At 36.9% G+C, this 21,828-nt stretch carries 17 protein-coding genes, 1 pseudogene and 1 CRISPR repeat array (1 of these 19 cut by a window edge); of the genes and pseudogenes, 17 read left to right on the top strand and 1 reads right to left on the bottom strand.

Annotated elements, in window-relative coordinates:
* Window positions 1-68: 68 nt before the first annotated feature.
* The 12 genes from SYJ56_RS18690 to SYJ56_RS18640 all read left to right on the top strand — a co-directional run bounded on the left by SYJ56_RS18690 (window position 69) and on the right by SYJ56_RS18640 (window position 13,057).
* Window positions 69-830 (top strand): class I SAM-dependent methyltransferase, encoded by a 762-nt coding sequence (locus SYJ56_RS18690; RefSeq protein ID WP_323836783.1) that lies wholly within the window; start codon window positions 69-71, stop codon window positions 828-830.
* A 46-nt stretch (window positions 831-876) separates the two neighbouring features.
* The gene (locus SYJ56_RS18685; protein WP_323836782.1) at window positions 877-1,122 is read left to right on the top strand and encodes a hypothetical protein; all 246 of its coding nucleotides are present in this window, start codon (window positions 877-879) and stop codon (window positions 1,120-1,122) included.
* Window positions 1,123-1,555: 433 nt separating this feature from the next.
* The gene (locus SYJ56_RS18680) at window positions 1,556-2,902 is read left to right on the top strand and encodes a S41 family peptidase (RefSeq protein WP_323836780.1); all 1,347 of its coding nucleotides are present in this window, start codon (window positions 1,556-1,558) and stop codon (window positions 2,900-2,902) included.
* 194 nt (window positions 2,903-3,096) lie between these two features.
* Window positions 3,097-4,329: a DUF711 family protein gene (locus tag SYJ56_RS18675; protein WP_323836778.1), complete on the top strand. Its 1,233-nt coding sequence runs from the start codon at window positions 3,097-3,099 to the stop codon at window positions 4,327-4,329.
* Window positions 4,330-4,381: 52 nt separating this feature from the next.
* The gene (locus SYJ56_RS18670; protein WP_323836776.1) at window positions 4,382-6,157 is read left to right on the top strand and encodes a S41 family peptidase; all 1,776 of its coding nucleotides are present in this window, start codon (window positions 4,382-4,384) and stop codon (window positions 6,155-6,157) included.
* Window positions 6,147-6,713, top strand: coding sequence for a hypothetical protein (locus SYJ56_RS18665; RefSeq protein WP_323836774.1), 567 nt, complete (start codon window positions 6,147-6,149; stop codon window positions 6,711-6,713). Before SYJ56_RS18670 ends, SYJ56_RS18665 begins: the two co-directional genes overlap by 11 nt.
* 534 nt (window positions 6,714-7,247) lie before the next feature.
* A complete protein-coding gene (locus SYJ56_RS18660) occupies window positions 7,248-8,090 on the top strand; it encodes a DUF6624 domain-containing protein (protein ID WP_323836772.1) in 843 nt (280 codons plus the stop codon).
* Window positions 8,091-8,640: 550 nt separating this feature from the next.
* Window positions 8,641-9,348 (top strand): DUF1028 domain-containing protein, encoded by a 708-nt coding sequence (locus tag SYJ56_RS18655; RefSeq protein ID WP_323836770.1) that lies wholly within the window; start codon window positions 8,641-8,643, stop codon window positions 9,346-9,348.
* Between the two features lie 694 nt (window positions 9,349-10,042).
* On the top strand, window positions 10,043-10,252 hold the full coding sequence (locus SYJ56_RS25950) for a DUF559 domain-containing protein (protein ID WP_416377814.1): 210 nt from the start codon (window positions 10,043-10,045) through the stop codon (window positions 10,250-10,252).
* A gap of 10 nt (window positions 10,253-10,262) precedes the next feature.
* A complete protein-coding gene (locus SYJ56_RS25945) occupies window positions 10,263-10,451 on the top strand; it encodes an endonuclease domain-containing protein (protein WP_416377813.1) in 189 nt (62 codons plus the stop codon).
* Between the two features lie 586 nt (window positions 10,452-11,037).
* Window positions 11,038-11,475 (top strand): nuclear transport factor 2 family protein, encoded by a 438-nt coding sequence (locus tag SYJ56_RS18645; RefSeq protein ID WP_323836767.1) that lies wholly within the window; start codon window positions 11,038-11,040, stop codon window positions 11,473-11,475.
* Window positions 11,476-11,782: 307 nt separating this feature from the next.
* A complete protein-coding gene (locus SYJ56_RS18640; RefSeq protein WP_323836765.1) occupies window positions 11,783-13,057 on the top strand; it encodes an alpha/beta hydrolase-fold protein in 1,275 nt (424 codons plus the stop codon).
* Window positions 13,058-13,195: 138 nt separating this feature from the next.
* Here SYJ56_RS18640 and SYJ56_RS18635 read toward each other — a convergent pair whose 3' ends face one another.
* Complete coding sequence (locus SYJ56_RS18635) at window positions 13,196-13,441, bottom strand: hypothetical protein (protein WP_323836763.1); 246 nt, start codon at window positions 13,439-13,441, stop codon at window positions 13,196-13,198.
* Between the two features lie 568 nt (window positions 13,442-14,009).
* Between SYJ56_RS18635 and SYJ56_RS18630 the strand changes: the two are divergent.
* From SYJ56_RS18630 to cas2, 5 genes and pseudogenes are all read left to right on the top strand, one after another.
* Window positions 14,010-14,255, top strand: a pseudogene (locus tag SYJ56_RS18630) (hypothetical protein); the annotation flags it as partial.
* A gap of 129 nt (window positions 14,256-14,384) precedes the next feature.
* Window positions 14,385-18,434, top strand: a complete 4,050-nt coding sequence (cas9, locus tag SYJ56_RS18625) for a type II CRISPR RNA-guided endonuclease Cas9 (protein WP_323836760.1) — start codon at window positions 14,385-14,387, stop codon at window positions 18,432-18,434.
* Window positions 18,435-18,576: 142 nt separating this feature from the next.
* On the top strand, window positions 18,577-19,023 hold the full coding sequence (locus SYJ56_RS18620) for a transposase (RefSeq protein WP_323836758.1): 447 nt from the start codon (window positions 18,577-18,579) through the stop codon (window positions 19,021-19,023).
* Between the two features lie 42 nt (window positions 19,024-19,065).
* Window positions 19,066-19,962: a type II CRISPR-associated endonuclease Cas1 gene (gene cas1, locus SYJ56_RS18615; protein ID WP_323836757.1), complete on the top strand. Its 897-nt coding sequence runs from the start codon at window positions 19,066-19,068 to the stop codon at window positions 19,960-19,962.
* On the top strand, window positions 19,955-20,302 hold the full coding sequence (gene cas2 / locus SYJ56_RS18610) for a CRISPR-associated endonuclease Cas2 (protein ID WP_323836755.1): 348 nt from the start codon (window positions 19,955-19,957) through the stop codon (window positions 20,300-20,302). The genes cas1 and cas2 overlap by 8 nt, the downstream gene beginning before the upstream one ends.
* 139 nt (window positions 20,303-20,441) lie before the next feature.
* Window positions 20,442-21,828: a CRISPR direct-repeat array (repeat unit 46 nt; unit sequence GCTGTGATTCTACTAGTAAAGTACTGATTTGAAAGCAATTCACAAC) (it continues 860 nt past the right edge of the window).

The following is a 21,828-nucleotide window of genomic DNA, read 5'->3' as shown; positions in this document are numbered from 1 at the left end:
CAAGCGTTAGCTGTAATTAAAGCACACTTAAATAAGATTTTACAATAAAATAGAATTTGAATAGCAAGATGAATAGCGATTACAAGGTAGGCGATTTGATTTATGACGCAACTATTTATGATGGGTTAAATACCTTCCTATCTGATTTGCAATTTTACAAAAAGTGGCTTCCAAAAAATAACGATGCTAAAATACTTGAACTTTGCTGTGGAACAGGCAGACTAACACTGCCAATTGCAAAGGATGGATACAACATTTGTGGTGTAGATTACACTTCATCAATGCTTGAACGAGCAAAGGTAAAAGCATCAGAAGTTGGATTAGATATTAATTTCATTGAAGCAGACATTAGAACATTAAACTTGCAAGAAAAATTTGACCTTATTCTCATTCCGTTTAATTCAATTCATCATTTATACAGAAATGAAGATTTATTTAAGGTCTTTAAGGGTGTTAAAAGTCATCTTAAAGACGGAGGTTCATTTGTGTTAGATTGCTTTAATCCAAACATTCAATTTGTTGTTGAAAGCGAAAAAGAACAGAATGTAATTGCAGAATATACAACAGACGATGGAAGGGAAGTATTGATTAAGCAAGCAATGCGCTATGAAAGCTCAACCCAGATTAATCGTATAGAATGGCATTATTTTATAAATGGTAAATTCCATTCAATTCAAAATATGGATATGAGATTGTTTTTTCCAAAAGAATTGGATTCATATCTAGAGTGGACTGGATTTAATATCGTTCATAAGTTTGGAAGCTTTGAGGAAGAAGCATTTGATGATGATTCGGAAAAACAGATATACGTTTTAGTACCTAACAAATGACATCGACATTTGAGTCGTAGCCATTGTTTTAATTAAGAAATGTTAAATGAAACTAAAAACTTTAGAGAGAATAGATAAAAAAAGCATTTTAAACGCTTTTAACGAGTCATTTTACGACTATTTCCTCCCTTTTAAACTAACAGAGGAACAATTAACCTCAAAGATGATAGTTGACAAAATTGATCTTAATTTATCGGCTGGTGCTTTTGAAAACGGAAGGTTGATTGCTTTCATTTTACACGGATTTGATAACATTAATAATCAAAAAATTTGGGACAATGTATACACGTAGATATAATTAAAGAATTCTTGAAGCAACATAAAATCGATTTTAACGAACAATAATTACGGTGCTTTGAAAAGCTTCAATCTATTATCTTGGGATGCAGGGAATTCCGTGGATATCTATGTCTACTCCGGGCAGGTGTTGTGGGGAAATGAACCTATTCCTGGCAGATAGGTCGGAAAGAACTGCAGGTATTCCATGAAAGTAAAAAATTATAGACCCATTAAAAGTCCATAGGTGAAAACGGCTTTGTCCAACACAGTTTTAACCGCAATCCGGGTGAGGTTATTGGATAATGGGTGTTTTTTTGCCGGAATGCGTTTAAAACTCTTTACGTTAGCAACAACCAAAGAAAAGAACCATTAATTATTTTGAATCAAAATTTAGCCTTTTTATGAAAAATATATACAGTAAGTGCTCTTTAATAATCTTGTTTGTAATGTTAACTCAAACTTTAATTGGTCAAGAAATGATTTTGACCAATGAGTATAAAAAAGAAGTGATTGAAAAACTATCGATTTTGATAAACGATTTTTATATCTATCCTGATGTGGCCAAAAAAACTAGTATTCATCTAAATACTCAAGTTGAAGCTGGGTTTTTTAATCAATATAAAGACAATCAATCATTTGCAGAAGCGCTCACAAAGGAAGTCCAAAGTGTCAACAAGGATAAACATATGCGCATAATGGCAAACAAACCTTTTGAAGTTCCAGAAAACTCTCTAGAAAGAAAGGCAGAAATGCGGATGGATCAGATCAATAATTACCGAACCTATAATCATGGTTTTCGAGAATTGAAATTATTGGAAGGGAATGTAGCATATTTAGATATTAGAGGATTTGCAGAGATGGACAGAGCTAAAGAGATTGCAGATGCCTATATGAAATTAATGTCCCAAGCAGATGCGGTTATTATTGATTTAAGTAAAAATGGTGGCGGCAGCCCTCATATGGTTCAATATCTATGCAGCTATTTCTTTGATCAAAAGTTACATTTAAATAGTCTGTATTATAGAGAAGGAGATAGAACAGAAGAATATTGGACTTTAGAGGAAGTTGGTGGGAGAAAAATGGCTGATGTGCCTTTATTTATTGTCATAGGTGAAGAAACATTCTCTGGTGCAGAAGAATTCTCATATAATATGCAAACTCAGAAAAGAGCAATTTTAATTGGACAAACGTCTGCAGGTGCTGCGAATCCAGGAGGAACAAGAATGATTAATAAAGATCTTGGTGTTTTTATACCTACAGGTCGGGCTATTAACCCAATTACGAATACAAGCTGGGAAAATACAGGTGTTGTACCAGAAATCAAGACAACAAAAGAAGAAACATTTGAAAAAGTAAATGCACTAGCTAAAAAGGCAGCAGAAGATCGAAGAAAAAGTAAACTAGAAAACTATATCAGGTTACATAAAGAACTAAACACGTATCTTGATCAATACGAGAAAGGAACATCAGAGACTAATATAAGAAGCAGTATAACAAAATTGGTGAATGCAAGTCTTTTCGGTGAATGGGATATCAATAACTTAGGTTACCAATATTTAATGGACTTTAATAAGCCGAAAATTGCTTTATGTATTCTAGAATCAAATACAATACTTTTTCCCAACTCACCAAATGTATTTGATAGCTATGGAGAAGCTTTGAAAATAAGCGGAGATTTGAATGCTTCGTTATTGAGTTATCAAAAAGCTGTAGATGTAGCAATCAAAAACAATGACCCAAATCTTGATTACTATAAAAAAGCCTTACAAAAGATTATTGACGAAATGGAGTAAGGCAAGTAAGGTTTTATTCCTTCAGCTAAACAAATAAAGGCAGTTGCAACAACACGCTATAAAATATTGGGGGGTAAAGTGGTTATGCAAGACCAGTGCTTCCTGTTTGGTTTGGCTCGGCGGATACAGGAGTGGCTCCGAAAACCCCAACATTTCATAGCGCAAAATTGGCACCAAGCTGAAAAACCAAAATTATGAACATAACTAAATTATTATTCCTTTCAATTATTTCACTTTTATTTATTAGTGCTGATAAGCCAAATCAAACTTTTGATTTTAGAATTAGGACAATAACAGCAGGTATAACTTTAGAAAATCTTGATGATTTAAATTCAATAGAAAAGGCAATTGCATTTTTAGAAAAATCCAAAAAAGTATTTACAGATAATGGTTATGAAGTTCAATCAGTAAGGATTTCAACTCAAAATTTGCACGAGTTAATTTCAGGAAGCCCAACAAAACAAACCTTACAAAAACTGAAAAAGATTGATAAAGTATTGATTGAAAACAGTATTGATTTAGCTATTGGCGAACTTATATCTGGTAATCAATATGATGAAAACCTTGCTGACTGGACAGTTGAATTGATTAAAGAGACTTCTAACATAAATTTTAGTGTTCCTATTTCTTCAGAAAGTCTCGGAATACATCATAAAACAATAAAAACAGCATCTGAAATTTGTCTTGCACTATCCAAGAACAGTAAGGGTGGCGAAGCGAATTTTAGATTTACTGCTTCCGCAAATTGTCCAGACGGAATACCCTTTTTTCCCGCCGCATATCATAAAGGAAAAAACAGTTTTGCTATTGGATTGGAATATCCCAATCTCATCACTAAAGTATTTGAAAAATCTGATTGGGAGAATGCAGAAGCCAATCTAAAAAACGAATTGAACAAACAATTTAACCCGATTCAAATTTTAAGTCAAACTCTACAAACTTCTGATTGGAACTATGACGGAATTGATACATCACCTGCACCTGGATTAGATGCAAGTATTGGACAAGCAATTGAGACTTTAACAGGCAAACCATTTGGCAGTCCGACTACTTTGAGTGCTTGCTCAATAATTACAAAGGTCATCAAAAGTTTAGACGTAAAATCTTGTGGTTATTCAGGACTGATGCTTCCTATAATTGAGGATATGGTTTTGGCGAAAAGAGCAATGGAAGATAACTATACTGTTGAGGAATTGTTGTTGTTCTCGTCTGTTTCAGGAACGGGTTTAGATGTTATTCCTGTTGCGGGAGATATCACGAAAGAAACGATTGAAGGAATATACAGAGATGTAGCATCTTTATCGATTAAATATTTCAACAAAGCGTTATCGGCAAGATTATTTCCAATTCCGGAAAAAAATGCTGGCGACATTGTTGATTTTGATAATCCTTATCTGACTTCTTCTGTTGTTATGAAATTGAATTGACAGTATGAAGAAAAGGTACATTTGGATGTTCCTCAAAAAAAACACATACAACATGAAATTTAACATCCAATTAGCGAGTATCATTTTAACATTCATGACGCTTATTGCGTGTGGTGTCAAAACCGAAAGGCAAATTCCTGCTGTAGAATTTGACACAATTTCAAATCAAAACGAAAAGTTGTCAATCGTTCAAGTATTTAAGGAAAATGAACATCTGTCAATGAACGAAAGAATTGGCCTATTCTATAAACTAAAAAGAGAAAGTCCAACTACTTATGATTTTGAAAATGAAGATGCATTAAATTTTTATGGCTACCAATTGCTTTGGAATAATGAAGAGCAGGATGCCTTTTTGATCTTTAAAATGATAGTTTCAGAATTCCCTAATTCATCAAATGCGTATGATAGTTACGGAGAAATATGTCTTAAAATGGGCGACAAAAATCAGGCTTTGATAAATTACAAAAAGTCACTTGAACTAAACCCCGATAACTTCAATGCCGAGGATCAAATAGCGTACATACTTGACCCGAAACAAAAACCTGAAAATCCAGCGGAGAAGTTTTCAAAAGTGTATGAAACAGAAGCGTATCGAGAGGATTTAGATCAACTGGCAACCAAAATAACAGCCACTCATCCAAATGTTTTCAAATTCATTTCTGAAAAAAACTTCCGAAATCTTATTGAAGAAAAGAAAAAGGTAATTACAGAAGGAACAACTTACGCTGAATTCATGTGGCATTGCGATGAAATAATTGCCAGCGTTAACTGTTCGCACACATCAGTAAGCGGCTTTTATCAAGAACTGGAAATGTTGCCTGTAGAATTAAGTTTTCCAATGCAAACTCGCTGGATCAACGACCAATTATTTGTCATTGATCCGATGAACAATGGAAGTAAAGTAAAAATGAAAGCCGAAATCACAAGTATAAACGGAGAGCCAACAATTGATGTATTAACAGAAATATATAAGCATTTACCTTCACAGGGATACATAGAAACAACTAAAAGGCACTTGTTCAATGTATGGTCAACCTGTTTTATTCCTTATGCAATGGATTTCCCTGATTCCTATACCATCACTCTAAGTGGAAGTTCAAAGCCAATCGTATTGAACAAAGCTCAGGAAAAAAGAATACTACCTAAAGACCCATCAATTCAGAACTGCGAGAAGGATTTATGTTTGGAATTTTTAGAAAATGGCAAAACTGCCTTGTTAACAATTGGTTCATTCAATTATTATAAAGTCAGAAATAGTTATGAGTATTTTAAGGATTTCATTGACAGCAGCTTTGTAGAAATCAACTCAAGAAAAAGTAAGAACCTTATTATTGATGTTCGAAATAATGGTGGTGGCTCTCAATCGGCTAGTATTCACTTGTTAAGGTATTTAGTTGATAAGCCGTTTATCTATTATTCAAATGCTCAGTTCGAGGGTAAAAAGGAAAAAATAGAAGGAGAAGAAAGTGTTGGTCCTTATAAAAGCAGGTATGATGGGAACCTTTATTTTTTAATAGACGGGGTAGGTAACTCCACCACAGGACATTTTATGTCCATTGTAAAGGTGCTTAATCTTGGGACAATTATCGGAGAAGAATTGGGATCTAATCAATTTTGTTCTGCTGGTGGAAAAACATTTAGACTTTCACATACTAAGTTGATCTATACTGTTGCCGATAACACACACGAATCAATGGCAACCTCTCTTCCTGACGAAACTGGAATACTACCTGATATTTATGTAACACAAAGTGTGGACGATTATTTGAAAAGGATAGATGCTGTGAAGGAACATACGTTCAAACTGATTAGTAAAAATGAAAAATAGTATTTTAGTTATAGCGTTCATAATGCAGTCGATGGTGCTATTTGGACAAGACAAAGGTAATTTCAATTTGTTGGAGACTGATAGCACTTGGAATCAAGAAATTTTTCATTTTCCAATTCCCTTTGCTCCTGAAATTAAATTCGAGGGTTTTGAAGATGCCCGATTTCCAGAGTTTTGGGCTTATAAAGACAGCAGTGATTTTTGGTCGTATGTTTTTGTTTGGAGCATAAATAATCCAATGGATTTAACTACAGGTACTTTGGAAAGCAACATTGAAATGTATTTTAATGGTTTAATGAATTATCAAAGTTCAGTGGCTTTGTTTTTCAAAAAGGAAACCTCTAGTAATGTCACTAAGTATATTGGTAAGCTGAAAACATTTGATGCTCTTGTCACAAAAACGAGTATGACATTAAATGTTACTGCTGAATATTTTAATTGCGAGAAAAATAAAAAAGCATTTATTGTTTTTAGATTTTCACCTCAGGAATTTGGAGTTAATATTTGGAATAAACTTGAGAAAGTTAAGTTGCGTATGGATTTTTGCGATATATAGAATTTCCACACTCAAGTATGAGGTAAATATAAATTGTTGTCTTATCGAAATTAGAACAGTTAATCGAAAGTATTTGAACTCTGGACAAATGAAATCAATATCAAGTACAATGCTAGGCGATAACTGGCATACACACTCCGAAAGAAAGCAAAGCACTGGCTTCGTAGGACAGGTAGGTGGAATATTTAAAGTTCAGTTCTTCGAATGAAGTTCAGAGGTAAGATGCCCTGCCTGCGTATAGCTGAGAACCGTGTGTGACTTGAATCGACCTTAAAAGTAGGTCGAATGCTTTGAAATGGATGGAGGACTATTGGGGAATCAATAGGTGGGCCCTCCGATGGCGGCTTGCCGGAATAACTATCAAACTATCTTGAGCTTCTATCTATCTTATTCGACCATTGTAAATTGGTTCAACCTAAGTACTTTTAGTAGAAAGCGATTTACATACCTGTCCCGTTTTACGAGAGTTCTGTGGGAAGGTGAGGGTAAAATCCCCTCGCCTGGCCCGATTAGCCACCATTCAAGCAAATACCAATGAAAAAATCAGGTCTAATTTTAATTCTATCCCTCTTCTCTCTGATTTCCTGCTATAAAAGCAGTGTGTATATACCTGAAGGATTACGAAAGTTAACTGATGAGGAAATTTTAGAAGGATTCAGATCAAATTTCATAGCTGAAAACACAGTATTCAAGGATAGTTTAGGTAATGTACTTTCAAGAACTGAACTTCAAAAAATAGATCCTGATGATTTGTTTGGAGACTATTATGTAAGTTCAAATAATGAGTTAATTGAAGTAGTAATAAGAAAAGCTACCAAACAGGATAAGGAATTAATTAAAAAAATAAAAGTAGGAATAGAAGAACAAGAGCCTATCACCATTATTGGTATAGATTGTTCTGATATAAAGGAATCTTTGGAAACTGTCTATGAAGCAGATCAGGAAAATCGGCAAGGAGGTTCGGTGGGTAATCTTGAAATTGATTATAAAAATCAGCAAATCGTAGTGAGTACAATTGAAAATTGTGGATTCCCAACCGTTGAAGAACATGGATATAAAAGTGTAGAGGCTGTATTTCTAGTAATACAGCATGCAGGAAAAAGCTTAAGAGAGAAATATTTTCCTCAAATTAAAGAAAGTGCTGATCAGGGCGATTTACAGTGGAGCTTAGTCGCTTTAATGGAGGACAGGATGTTGATGGATAGAGGGGAAAAACAGAAGTTTGGCTCCCAAGTCATAATGAAGAGTGGAAGTAACACATGGACACTGTACCCAATACTAGACCCGGAAAATGTGAATAAAAGGCGAGCTGAAATTGGATTACAACCAATAGAGGAATATTTACAACATTTTGGAATTGAATATAAAAATGATTGACACCGCACTTCATTCACATTTCTCCACATTTCCCCAAAAAACACCCTGTACAGGAGGACCGAACGTAAAGAAAATGTCCGGTGGACATTTTTAGCGAAGGGGCCAGGCTGCGGGCTGGTTTCCTATCGTTTTATTCTTTTTCTTGCACACAGCCTTTTAGTTATTGAAATCGAAGATCCCGAGAAGCGAAGCGATTCGGGAACGACCAGCCAACTTCTTTATTCCTAGTCCCATCTGGAGCAGAGCCGATCGCCTTCTCCTAAAGTGCCTGTCCCGATCGCGCAGCGTATCGGGAAGAAGGATTGGGGTGAGGTAGTAGAAGCCAATTGTAAATTGGAAAAAACATTAGGGTGGAATTACAAATCCCACCCAGTCACCACGAGCGATGTGACTACACCCAGAGGAGATTCTTGAGGATGATTTGTGCTACTAGGATAAATAAGTCGCCGACCATCCTTATCCCAGGCAATTCCCTTGCCTGATCCGATTGGCTGCAACCGTACAAAATAACACCGTTAGCCGTCAGACAATAAAATTATAAAGCAAAAAAATGAAAAAATCCATTTTTACGGTAATCAGTTTTGTATTCTTTTCTACCAAGGTTTTTGCAACTTGGTCTATTATCATGATTGACCCAAAAACAAATGAAATAGGCATTGCAGGAGCATCCTGTACTTACAATTGTTATGGAATCGGAAAGATTATCCCTAATATGGGAGCAATTATAGTTCAGGCAATGAGTAACATTGAGGCAAGGGAAAAGGGTGCCGAAATGATTCTCGCCGAAACAACACCTGAGCAAATTATTCTCGCATTAAGAAATCCTGACTTTGACCCTGAAAGACAGCAATATGCGGTGGTAACTGTTAAATATATTGATAGTCCGGGTACATACACAGGGAATTCCACAGACCAATATAATGGCACTTTGACTAAGAGTGGCGTTTCTGTACAAGGTAATACTTTGACTTCTGATAGCGCATTGAAAACAATTATGGAAGCCGTGGAAAAGGGTCAAAATGAATCATTGAACATTGCTGAAATTTTAATGAGTGCATTAGAAGCAGGTTCAACATCAGGGGGAGACAAAAGATGTGGAGATCAAAGAGCGTCAAGTGCCTTTATCTTAGTCGCCAAACCGAACGACAAGAAACCATACCTGAACCTAAATATATTTGGTCAGAGTAAAGGAGGGCAAAATGCCGTTGAAATGCTACGTAAGAAATTTGAGAAATTTAGAAGAAAGCACCAATTGTAACACCATGAACTGAGAAAAACGGCAGCAGCGACATCGCCTGTCCCGAGCCATGAATAGCCCCCTTTGATCGATGGGATTATAGTTAGCGGATATTCTCGATACCCGCTAACTATAATCCCTTAACTCAAAACCCTAAATCAATGATCCAGATTAAGCAAACGACACTATTTCACAGATAGATAAGGGGAGCCAAACCAATCATCTACATTGCAGATCTGGACCAGGATCATGTCACTCACTTTCTGTATTAGTCTGTAAATGGCACAATGGGATGCAAGTAATTCTGATGACCAACCGAAAAACACCGCAATTTCCTTCACATTTCCTCCCATTTCCCCAAAAAACACCCTGTACAGGAGGACCGAACGTAAAGAAAATGTCCGGTGGACATTTTTAGCGAAGAGCCTGTCCCGTATAGCGAAGCGTATCGGGAGGCCAGGCTGCGGGCTGGTTTCCTATCATTTTATTCCCTTTATTGCTGATATCTTTTAGTTATTGAGAACTATCAGTTACTGCAGCCGATCGCCCTCTCTCTGTAGGAGAGGGAAGGGGTGAGGTAGACTTCACCAACTTTTATCACCCATCCGGGCTTAAATCACCCAACCCTATCCCTCCCCTTTAAGGGAGGGCACACAGCTCTGCTAGTAATAAAGCATTTACTTCAAATCAGTTTTCCGGTTATATTGACTAGTAAATGACCTACTCATCCAACCTCTTTTACGGAGCTTCAATATCCACGCATCAAAAAGCTAGAGAGCTTCGGAAAAATCTTACTCCAGCCGAAGAAATACTTTGGCAAGATCTCCAAAACAAACAGTTAGATGGGTACAAATTCCGTCGACAGCATCTGATACGCCACGGCGCACAAGTTCTTCAGATACATAGCCGATTTCTACTGCCATGAGCTGCGGCTGGTGATAGAACTCGATGGTGAAGTTCATAATGACGATGAACAGCGTGAGCATGACATCAACAGAGATGCAGTCATAAAGGAGTACGCGATCCACATTCTGAGATTCAAGAATGAAGAGATATTGACCGAGTTACCTAAGGTACTGGAATGTGTACGAACCTGTATATCAAGTATTAAATCAGAATACTGATTGCCTGGTACGGATTCGGTTGTTTCTACAATACCATCTTACCTTATGTGTAAAACATGCGTTTCATTTTAGTAGTGCCGATCGCCCTCTCTTTAAGGAGAGGGAGGGGTGAGGTAGTAAAAATACCCTATACATGGTATGTTCCCGTATCATTTTTTTCATTTTCTTGCACACAGCCTTTTAGTTACTGAGGACGACCAAACTACTTCTTATCCTTCACACCCATCTGGAGCAGAGCCAATCGCCTTCTCCTAAATGCCTGCCCCGCAGTATTGCGGGGAGCCTGTCCCGATATTTCAATCCCGAGAACAAAGTGATTCGGGAGCAGAAGCGTATCGGGAAGAAGGATGGGAGGAGGTAGGAAAGCAAATTGGTAAGAATATCCAGGTGGAATTAAAAATCCCACCCAGTTACCACGAACAATGTGACTACGCCAAGCGGGGGGTAACTTTTTGTATTCCCAAAAGCAACGAGACAACTTTTATGTAATAGATGGAAACTTTATTACAGGACAAGACCCGTCCGCAACCATATCTGTAGCACAAAAAGTTGTAGAAAATTTAAAAAATTAATAAAAACGCTTAAAATGAAAAAATCAATCTTATCAACAATTTTCTTCTTCGTAATTGTATCTACATATTGTCAAGAAAAAAATCAATCTGAAATACAACAAATTTCAGAAACCATAATGCTTTATATAAATGGTACGGCAAATGGTGAACCTGATAAACTAAAAAAGGCTTTTCATCCAGATTTTAATTTATACACAATAACAAGTGATAGTTTGTGGATTCGTTCAGGTAAGGAATACATAGCAAATGTGAAAAAAGGAGAAAAATCTAATCGAATTGGTCGAATAATTTCGATTGACTATGAAAATAATGCAGCAATTGCAAAGGCAGAAATAATAATTCCTAACTGGCGAATTTTTACCGATTACTTCCTGCTTTTAAAATACGAAGGAGTATGGAAAATAGTTCATAAAAGCTATACTTGGAGAGAATATCCGAAAAGCAAAAAATAACTGGTGGCAAACAAGGTATAATCGCAATAGGTGGGGAATTTCACCCCGAAGCTATATAAGCAGTCGCTTAATTAGATGAGATTTCTGGTCTGATCTGCGGGATGATCCCTTCTGGACATACTCCCGGAAACCACCAAGCACCTTTTGATTCTGATAGCAAAATGAGTGTGCTAGATGTGCGGGCTTTTTCTTTAAGAAAGTGGTGAGGTAATTTATTAACTTGCTCTCAGTAGACACCGAAGATCTGTTGACTACGCAATATAGACGCAATAGGGCAGCAGCAGTGCTGTAACCCATTACAAAAACTATGAAACTGAACCCCGTCTTTTACATCATACTAGTGCTTTTCAGTTGTAACCTTACTCAAGCCCAACAGAATAGCACTAAAGCCGAATCAATCCCATTGACTTTTGCCCGACAGGATGTAATTCACTCGAAATTTCTGAATGAAGATAGAAGGATAAATGTATTCCTTCCCGAGAGCTTTTACGAAACTTCAACCCAGCACACTTACCCGGTGCTTCTACTCCTTGAGGATGAGTTTTTTCTGATGACTTCAGGAGTCATTAAACATTTAAGTTCAGTTGAAAGAATGCCCGAAACCATCTTGGTAAGTTTAGTTGATGGCCCAAAAGTCCCAAAGCTTTATACCAACGGTAGCGACTTCTGGCCAAAAGATTGGAAACAACTACCGTTTGGTGAAAATCCAGACCCATTCACGGCGCACTTAAAGCAAGAACTCTTTCCCTATTTAAAAAACAACTTTAGGGCAAATGATTTTAAAATTGTAATGGGACTTTCGGGGACATCCACCTATGCTTTACATGCCTTTACTAAGGAACCGGGCCTATTTGATGCGCATATTGCTATCGCCTCCGGTGACATCCTGGGAATGGGATATAGTGAAGGCGAAAGTCTGATTGATGTCATTATTAATGATTTTGGGAATAATCAAAAAAAAACAGGATGGTTATATGTTACTTCCGCTGACTCAGATGGTAATGGCAATTCACCAATGATAAAAGAAAATTTGGAAGAATTAGAAAAACGGCTCTCTCCCTACCGTTCGGATGATTTTCACTTTATTTCGAAGATATTTCCCAATGAAGGACACTACGATGTTGCCCTTCCTGCTTTGGAAGAAGCGCTTGGACTACTATTCCCTAAAGAAAAATGGTTTGCAAAATATAGTGAAATCATTGAAGAGTCAGGAAATGCAATGAGGAACATAGACGATTATTTTGACGGGCTCTCAATGGAATATGGATTTAAAATATTGCCAAAGGCGGAGCGCTGGAATAGCGGGAATAGTCTAAGCAGAATAGGCCCCTATTTACTAAGAGAAGGCAAAACGGCAGAAGCAATTGAAGTCATTGAACGTTGGGTAGAATATCGGCCTAAATCAACATTAGCTCTAAGCGAACTGGCCAAAGCATATGAAAGCAGTAATGAGTTTACCAAAGCTATCTCTGCATTGGCAAAGGCGACTGAAATATCATCAGAATGGAGTGTGGAAGAATCAACTGACTATCAAACCAAAATCAACCAATTGAAAAAGAAATTGGAGGAGGAAAGAAACTGATTATATCATCTGAATTATAAATGGGCCTCATCGATCAGGATTGGAGAGCGGCTGCCACAAAGTATTTAAGATAGGTGCGGCATGGAGTGGGGGAAATGCCAGTGTAGTACAATCCCACTTATGATAGCTTGTCTTCATCTATCTAATAGCCTTCAGCTTCACTCCCATATCCCGCAGCATATGCAGGATCACCGTAGCATCCTTTTCCTGTTCCATCTCAATAAACTGCCGTAGAGCCCGGGAAAGCGTTTCGATTTGCCTAGCCTTAGTAATCCTTGCATGGGGAAATGGATTAGCGTTCTCAGAAATAATCGCATCTATTTTCGCATCTACCCGTTTCTCCAGATCCTTAAGCTCACTGCAAATTTCTGCCCAGTTGTACATGTTGTGAAGGGAATGACTTGGTGACAAATATCTGCTGTTTCGGGCCTAAAAGAAAATGACCAAGTAGGAGGTACGATAAGCTGTGTCAGATTTTAATTTCATTTCCACCCTCAAAAACCGCAAATTCCCCTCAATTCCCTCCCGTTTTCATGAAATATACCCTATACATGGTATGTTTTCCTATCATTTTATTCCCTTTATTGCTGATGTCTTTTAGTTATTGAGAACTATCAGTTACCAGAGCCGATCACCCTCTCTCTTCAGGAGAGGGCAGGGGGTGAGGTAGAACAGCCAACTTTTATCACACCCATCCGGGCTTAAATCCGGAAACCATCAAATACCTTTTGATTCTGAAGTCTTGGTGATAGTACTAAACAAGCACCCTCTCTCTTCAGAAAAGGGTTGGGGTGAGGGAGGAGGCCAATTGCAAATTGCTTAGGATATTTGGCAGGACAAGTCGTCAAGAAATCTTCCAGAGGAAGATTTTAGCCTAGGGCCAGATTGTAGGGTCAGCAAACTTCACCCAGTGCCATGAGCGAAGTGACTACGCCAATGGGAGCATGAGTATGATCGCTTTGCAGTAGGAGTAACCTGGCAGGGATGTTTTCTGGGCTATTTGCCTACTTATGAAAATATTGTCTTGGCCAATTTGCTGGATGTAGGAATGCGACTAAGCAGGATGGTTACCTCTAAGCACTCACTTCAGGAAGTGGGAATAGGCATATTGGCAGAATTGATCACTTCGGGATCCGGCAACGATAACAAACTCAGTGACACTGCTGCGGATGAAGTGGAAGATTGGTATAGGAGGTGAAAAAAGACGACCTCGATAAATTGCTTTACCAAGGCCCTCTTGAATGTTTTCACAACGGAATAATCCTTATTGTGAATTGCTTCAAATCAGTATTTCAAAGATAGTAGATAAACTCAAATTTGAAAATATATGAAAAAGATTTTAGGATTGGATTTGGGGACCACCTCAATTGGTTGGGCTTTTATTCATGAGCCGGAGAAAGAAGTCAAAGGAAGCCAGATCATAGATATGGGGGTTAGAATTGTTCCATTAACCTCTGATGAAGAAAACGATTTCTCAAAAGGTAATAATATTTCAGTCAATGCAGATCGAACCTTAAAAAGAGGCGCTAGAAGGAATTTACAAAGGTATAAGCAAAGGAGAAATGCATTAATTGAAATCTTCAAAAGTGAAAAATTAATACCATCAAATTTTCAATATGCAGAAGATGGAACATCATCTACTTTTTCAACATTGAAGCTACGATCAGATGCTGCTAATGAAAAGATTGAGATAGAAGATTTTTTACGTGTGTTGTTGCAATTGAATAAAAAGAGAGGATATAAAAGCAGTAGAAAAGTAAAGTCAGAGGAAGATGAGGGGCAAGCAATTGATAGTATGGGGATTGCTAAAGAGCTTTATGAAAATGAATTGACTCCAGGGCAATGGGTTTACGAGGCTTTAAAATCAGGAAGAAAGAATATTCCAGACTTTTACCGATCTGATTTACAGGATGAGTTCAAAAGAATAGTAAGTCATCAAGCTGAGTATTACCCGGAAATTTTAAATAATGTATTTGTAGAGGACTGGATGGGACAGGCTGCAACTCCAACTAAACAGTTTTTTAATAATAAGGGAATCCAATTAGCAGAAAATAAGGGGAAAAGAGATGAAAGAAAGCTTCAAGAATATCAATGGAGGTCAACGGCACTCAATTTCAAATTGGAACTTTCTGAATTAGCCTTTATACTCTCCCAAATTAATTCACAAATAAGTACTTCAAGTGGCTATCTAGGTGCAATAAGTGATAGAAGTAAAGAATTGTATTTTAATAGGTTAACAGTCGGCCAATATCTCTATAATCAAGTACAAATAAATCCACACACCCGATTAAAGGGTCAAGTATTCTACAGACAAGATTACTTGGATGAATTTGAGAAATTGTGGAGTGTCCAAACACAATTCCACTCAGAGTTTAAAGAAGAGTTTAAGAAACAAGTAAGGGATGTGATTATTTTTTATCAACGGAGACTTAAGTCCCAAAAACATTTAATAAGTGAGTGTGAGTTTGAAAAGCAGCATAAGGTAACACCTAAATCGTATCCGTGCTTTCAAGAGTTCAGAATTTGGCAAAATTTGAATAACCTAGTATTAATCAGGAAAGACAATCCTAATGAAAAATTTGAATTGGCTTTTGAGGATAGGAATTTCTTGGCTGAAGAGTTGGCGTTTAAAAACGATTTATCTATAAGCGATGCATTAAAATTGATGAACCTTAAGTCGAGTGAATGGGAACTGAATTTTCAAAAATTAGAAGGAAATAGAACAAATAACGCTTTTTTTGAAGCTTTTGCAAGGATTTTGGAATTAGAAGATGGAGAATCAATTGATCTAGCTAAAATGAAAGCTGATGATATATTAGATCAGTTTTCAGAGGCTTTTTTAAGATTAGGATTAGAACCTGGGTTACTCCGTATCAATAACGATCTTGAGGGAAATGATTATGAAAATCAGCCCTATCTACAATTTTGGCATTTGCTATATAGTTCTGAAGATGATCAGAAACTAAAGAAAAATTTGATTAAAAAGTATGGTTTCAAACCAGAGCATACCAAAATTCTCCTCAGAATAAGTCTTCAGGATGATCACGCATCTTTAAGTAGTAAAGCTATCAAAAAGATTATACCCCACCTACAGACAGGATTAATCTATGATAAAGCTTGTACATATGCAGGGTATAACCATTCTTCATCCCTGACTAAGGAGGATAATGATAAACGGGAATTAAAATCTGAACTTGAATTATTGAAGAAGAATTCTTTGAGAAATCCTGTTGTTGAGAAAATACTTAATCAAATGATTAATGTAGTCAATGCCATAATTAAAGACCCCGAACTTGGTCAACCTGATGAAATTAGAGTTGAATTAGCTCGTAATCTTAAGGCTAACGCCGAACAAAGGAAAAGCATGACTTCAAATATTTCAAAAGCAACCCAAGACCATGATAAAATAAGGTCAGTTTTGAAGTCTGAATTTGGTTTACCGAGAGTTACAAAAAATGACATTATTAGATATAAGCTTTGGAGAGAAACTGATGGGATTTCAATTTATACGGGGAAGCCGATTGAAGCCAGTAAACTTTTCTCTAAAGAATATGATATAGAACATATTATTCCAAAAGCTCGATTATTTGATGATTCATTTTCGAATAAGACAATTTGTGAAAGGCAATTGAACATTGATAAGGCCAATGTAACAGCTTTTAGTTTCCTTCAAAATAAATTTTCTCCAGAGGACTTTGATCAATATCAGTCTCGGATAAAGTCTTTATTTGGGAAATTAGGTAAAGCTAAAATCCAGAAATTATTGATGGCGAATGATAAAATCCCTGACGATTTTATTACTAGGCAACTTCAAGAAACTCGATATATCAGCAAAAAATCGAAAGAGTTACTTCTTGAGGTTACGAGAAGGGTTACTGTAACTACAGGATCAATTACAGATAAGCTTAGAGAGGATTGGGGGTTGGTAGATGTCATGAAAGAATTGAATTGGGAAAAATATGATAAATTGGGTTTGACTTATACCATTGAAGGAAAGAATGGGGAGAGGTTAAACAAGATCAAAGATTGGACAAAGCGAAATGACCATAGGCATCATGCGATGGATGCACTTACAGTAGCTTTAACTAAGCCTGCATATATTCAATATTTAAATAACCTGAACGCAAGAGATCGATTTGGAAAAAAGAGTACTGACATATATGCGATTGAACAAAAATATCTTGCCAAGGTAAATGGTAGAATTCAATTTATTTCACCTATTGAAAATGTTAGGATTGAAGCAAAAAAATATCTTTCTAAGATTTTGGTTTCCTACAAGGCAAAAAATAAGGTAGTTACTATCAACAAAAACAAGACTAAAAAGTACAAGGGGTTTAATGAACAAATTGTCCTGACTCCGAGGGGGCAGCTACACAAAGAAACAGTTTATGGCAAATCTCAATCTTACACTACAAAGTTTGAAAAAGTTGGTGGTTTGTTTAATAAAGAGAAGATAAGTACTGTTGCCAAAAGACAAGAAAGAGAGGCTCTGTTAAAAAGATTGGCAGAAAACAACAACGATCCAAAAAAAGCATTTACCGGGAAAAATGCCTTGAATAAAACACCAATCTATTTGGATTTGGAGAATAATACCAAATTGGGGGATAAGTTAAAAACTGTTTCCCTTGAACACAATTTTACAATTAGGAAAAATATCGATCCGGACCTAAAGATTGATAAAGTGATAGATGTTGGGGTAAAAAGGATTCTGGAGAATCGTCTAAAGGAATTTGGAGGTAATGCCAAGTTAGCTTTTTCTAATCTTGAAGAAAATCCTATATGGCTCAACCAAGAAAAAGGAATATCCATTAAACGTGTAAAAATCTCAGGCGTAAGTAATGCTGATTCACTGCATGTGAAAAGAGACCATTTTGGCAAACCAATTTTGGATAAAAGTGGCAAGGAAATTCCAGTTGATTTTGTAAGTACAGGTAATAACCACCATGTTGCAATTTATGAAGACCAGGACGGCAATCTTCAAGAACAAGTTGTTTCATTCTTTGAAGCAGTAGTTCGAAAAAATCAAAACCTTCCGATTGTTAATAAAACCCATCCATTAGGCTGGAGATTTTTATATACGCTCAAGCAAAATGAATTCTTTGTATTCCCTTCTATTGATTTTGATCCAAATGAGATAGATCTTCTGGATGAAAAAAATTATCAACTGATCAGTCCGAATCTATTTAGAGTACAAAAGTTTGGAGAGTTATCAAAATCAGGATTTTGGTTTAGGCATCATTTGGAAACTACTTTAAATAATTTAAAGGAATTAAAAGGTGTTTCATTTATAGATATTTATAGTAAAGATCTTTTAAGAAATATCAAGAAAGTTAGAATAAACCATATAGGAAAAATAATATATATAGGAGAGTTTTAAGAAATGAAACAATCCCAATCCTATCTTTAATCATGCCAACGGAATAGAAAATATTTTCCATGAGGAGGAGAACTATCGGTTTTTCTTGCAGCAATATTCCAAGTATCTTGGGTCGGTAGTGGATACTTATGCCTGTTGTTTGATGCCTAACCATTTCCACTTGTTGGTGGGGGTGAGATCAGAGTTAGACCTGTCAGGTTTTCAAAACCTGACAGGTCTAACCAAGCATCCTTCCAAAAATCCGGCTATCAAAGGTTTTACGGATTTTTTCAATTCTTACACTAAAGCATTCAATAAAAGATTTGAGAGAAAAGGCAATTTATTTATTCGCTCGTTCAGAAGAACGCCTATCCTCAATGAACGTCAATGGCAGGAAACTTTTCTATATATCCATATCAACCCAGTCAAACATGGTTTTGTCAAAGATCATATAAACTGGAAATGGTCTAGTGGGTATGCTTATCAAAACATGACTAAGTATTCTAACCTTGAGAGAGAATACTATTTGAATTTCTTTGACGGTAGGGAGCATGTGCAAAATATGATGAAGGTTAAAAAAGAATGGTTGATGAATAAAGATTTGGAATAAGTAAACACAAAGACCTGACAGATCTATTTAATCCATAATAATATGATTAAAAGAACCCTTTTCTTCGGCAACCCAGCTTACCTCAGTACCAAAAATGAGCAGCTGCATATCTCTTTCCCTGGGGCTGACAAGGCAGATAGGACAGTTCCGATAGAGGATTTAGGTATGATTGTGCTGGAAAACCAGCAGATAACCATTACCAATGGCTTGCTAGCGAAGCTAACCGATAGCAAAGTTGCTGTCGTATCCTGTAATGCCCAGCATCTTCCTGAAGGATTGCTACTTCCCATGCGGGGGCATACGGAGCAAACCGAGCGGGTGAGGTATCAACTGGAAGCTTCCCAACCGCTTAAGAAAAACCTCTGGCAACAGACTATCACCGCCAAAATCAAAAACCAATATGCCCTGCTGCTGGAAAAGGGAAAGGAATCCAAAAGAATGGAATACCTCTACAAAAATGTAAGCTCTGGGGACACGGGTAACCATGAGGCGCAGGCGGCGGCTATTTATTGGCAAAGCCTGTTTGATATAGCTGATTTTAATAGGGGACAAGCAGGGATCCCTCCCAATAATCTGCTCAATTATGGATATGCCATCTTGAGGGCGGTTATTGCAAGGTGCTTGGTTTCTTCGGGAATGTTGCCGGGAGTGGGGATATGGCATAGGAACAAGTACAATGCCTTTTGCCTGGCGGATGACATTATGGAGCCCTACCGACCCTATGTGGATTTGGTGGTGTCCTATATAGTGGAAAACCAAGATGAATATGCAGAGCTCAGTACTGATTTGAAAAAGGAATTACTCAATATTCCCGCATTGGATGTGAAGATTGATGGTCAAAAAAGCCCCTTGATGGTGGCGGCATCCAGGACGACATCTTCTTTGTTTGAATGCTTTGCCGGAATCAGCAGAAAAATCATTTATCCGGAATATGGATGACAAATATTTCTCACGTCTTAACCAATATAGGAGTTTGTGGGTCTTAGTTTTCTTTGACCTACCCACCGAAACCCGCAAGGATAGAAAGATTGCAACTTCTTTCCGGAAAAAACTGCTGGACGATGGGTTTGCCATGTTTCAGTTTTCGATTTATATGCGTTTTTGTGCTAGCCGGGAAAATGCCGAGGTGCATATCAAACGAACCAAGAAAAATTTACCGCCAAAAGGAAAAGTAGGGATTATGTCTATCACAGACAAGCAGTTTGGGATGATGGAGCTTTTTTATGGAACCAAACCACAAGAGACAGAAGCACCATCTCAGCAGTTGGAATTATTTTAAATTGGAAAAGTTATTTTACAAGACTAGGTAGGTTTTCAAAATCTGTCAGGTCTTTCTCTTTTGCCTCCAAAACCCTCTATTTTTTAATTTCTAATTTTGCACATAAATCACAGCATACCAACCACTTAACGTGGGGTATGCTGTGATTCTACTAGTAAAGTACTGATTTGAAAGCAATTCACAACAAGCAGGGCTTATCTCTGAAACTTCTTATTGCTGTGATTCTACTAGTAAAGTACTGATTTGAAAGCAATTCACAACTTAACAGGTGTTCCTCCCACTATAGTCCTAGCTGTGATTCTACTAGTAAAGTACTGATTTGAAAGCAATTCACAACATAACTTCGTTTATTCAAACGCAAATAGGCGCTGTGATTCTACTAGTAAAGTACTGATTTGAAAGCAATTCACAACGCTGCAGAACTTTAACATATTCTGCTCCAGGCTGTGATTCTACTAGTAAAGTACTGATTTGAAAGCAATTCACAACTACGATCGATGTCTAGAGTATCGATGAACTGCTGTGATTCTACTAGTAAAGTACTGATTTGAAAGCAATTCACAACCAGCCAGTTCACATTGTACTGCTCATGCAGCTGTGATTCTACTAGTAAAGTACTGATTTGAAAGCAATTCACAACACTCAGCTGACAAAGGCACGCAGTCCGCTGCTGTGATTCTACTAGTAAAGTACTGATTTGAAAGCAATTCACAACCAGGCTGTCCCTGGCTATCATATCGTACAAGCTGTGATTCTACTAGTAAAGTACTGATTTGAAAGCAATTCACAACAGGGCGCTACTTTACAACTTTTAAGGCTTTGCTGTGATTCTACTAGTAAAGTACTGATTTGAAAGCAATTCACAACTGATTATGAAACGGTTAAAATCACCCACCAGCTGTGATTCTACTAGTAAAGTACTGATTTGAAAGCAATTCACAACAGCTCCAGTCTGATAACTCATCAGCTAACCGCTGTGATTCTACTAGTAAAGTACTGATTTGAAAGCAATTCACAACACACCAATTAAACGACCATGAAAAAGTTAAGCTGTGATTCTACTAGTAAAGTACTGATTTGAAAGCAATTCACAACGGGCTGCTGAAAGCTTCTGATAAATTCCTCGCTGTGATTCTACTAGTAAAGTACTGATTTGAAAGCAATTCACAACCCAATCGGATTCCAAACGGCCTAGAAGATCGCTGTGATTCTACTAGTAAAGTACTGATTTGAAAGCAATTCACAACACTCGAAGAAATTGGTAAAACACTCGGATAGCTGTGATTCTACTAGTAAAGTACTGATTTGAAAGCAATTCACAACTAACATATGTATCAGGGTTATCAGGCATCAGCTGTGATTCTACTAGTAAAGTACTGATTTGAAAGCAATTCACAACGATAAGTGATGAACATAACCTGAATCCTTAGCTGTGATTCTACTAGTAAAGTACTGATTTGAAAGCAATTCACAACGTAGATAGAAAGTCATTCCATCGACAAAAAGCTGTGATTCTACTAGTAAAG

This window comes from Algoriphagus aurantiacus, from assembly GCF_035156405.1.
Taxonomy (GTDB): Bacteria; Bacteroidota; Bacteroidia; order Cytophagales; family Cyclobacteriaceae; genus Algoriphagus; species Algoriphagus aurantiacus.
This window is presented reverse-complemented; position numbering and strand designations above follow the sequence as displayed.

Excerpts from the sequence above, each read along its gene's own strand:
- cas2 (WP_323836755.1), top strand. The coding sequence starts at position 19,955 with ATGGATGACAAATATTTCTCACGTCTTAACCAATATAGGAGTTTGTGG.
- SYJ56_RS18620 (WP_323836758.1), top strand. The coding sequence starts at position 18,577 with ATGCCTAACCATTTCCACTTGTTGGTGGGGGTGAGATCAGAGTTAGAC.
- SYJ56_RS18680 (WP_323836780.1), top strand. The coding sequence starts at position 1,556 with ATGTTAACTCAAACTTTAATTGGTCAAGAAATGATTTTGACCAATGAG.
- SYJ56_RS18635 (WP_323836763.1), bottom strand. The coding sequence starts at position 13,441 with ATGTACAACTGGGCAGAAATTTGCAGTGAGCTTAAGGATCTGGAGAAA.
- SYJ56_RS18660 (WP_323836772.1), top strand. The coding sequence starts at position 7,248 with ATGAAAAAATCAGGTCTAATTTTAATTCTATCCCTCTTCTCTCTGATT.
- SYJ56_RS18685 (WP_323836782.1), top strand. The coding sequence starts at position 877 with ATGAAACTAAAAACTTTAGAGAGAATAGATAAAAAAAGCATTTTAAAC.
- SYJ56_RS18640 (WP_323836765.1), top strand. The coding sequence starts at position 11,783 with ATGAAACTGAACCCCGTCTTTTACATCATACTAGTGCTTTTCAGTTGT.
- SYJ56_RS25950 (WP_416377814.1), top strand. The coding sequence starts at position 10,043 with ATGACCTACTCATCCAACCTCTTTTACGGAGCTTCAATATCCACGCAT.
- SYJ56_RS18675 (WP_323836778.1), top strand. The coding sequence starts at position 3,097 with ATGAACATAACTAAATTATTATTCCTTTCAATTATTTCACTTTTATTT.
- cas9 (WP_323836760.1), top strand. The coding sequence starts at position 14,385 with ATGAAAAAGATTTTAGGATTGGATTTGGGGACCACCTCAATTGGTTGG.
- cas1 (WP_323836757.1), top strand. The coding sequence starts at position 19,066 with ATGATTAAAAGAACCCTTTTCTTCGGCAACCCAGCTTACCTCAGTACC.
- SYJ56_RS18655 (WP_323836770.1), top strand. The coding sequence starts at position 8,641 with ATGAAAAAATCCATTTTTACGGTAATCAGTTTTGTATTCTTTTCTACC.
- SYJ56_RS18670 (WP_323836776.1), top strand. The coding sequence starts at position 4,382 with ATGAAATTTAACATCCAATTAGCGAGTATCATTTTAACATTCATGACG.
- SYJ56_RS18645 (WP_323836767.1), top strand. The coding sequence starts at position 11,038 with ATGAAAAAATCAATCTTATCAACAATTTTCTTCTTCGTAATTGTATCT.
- SYJ56_RS18665 (WP_323836774.1), top strand. The coding sequence starts at position 6,147 with ATGAAAAATAGTATTTTAGTTATAGCGTTCATAATGCAGTCGATGGTG.
- SYJ56_RS18690 (WP_323836783.1), top strand. The coding sequence starts at position 69 with ATGAATAGCGATTACAAGGTAGGCGATTTGATTTATGACGCAACTATT.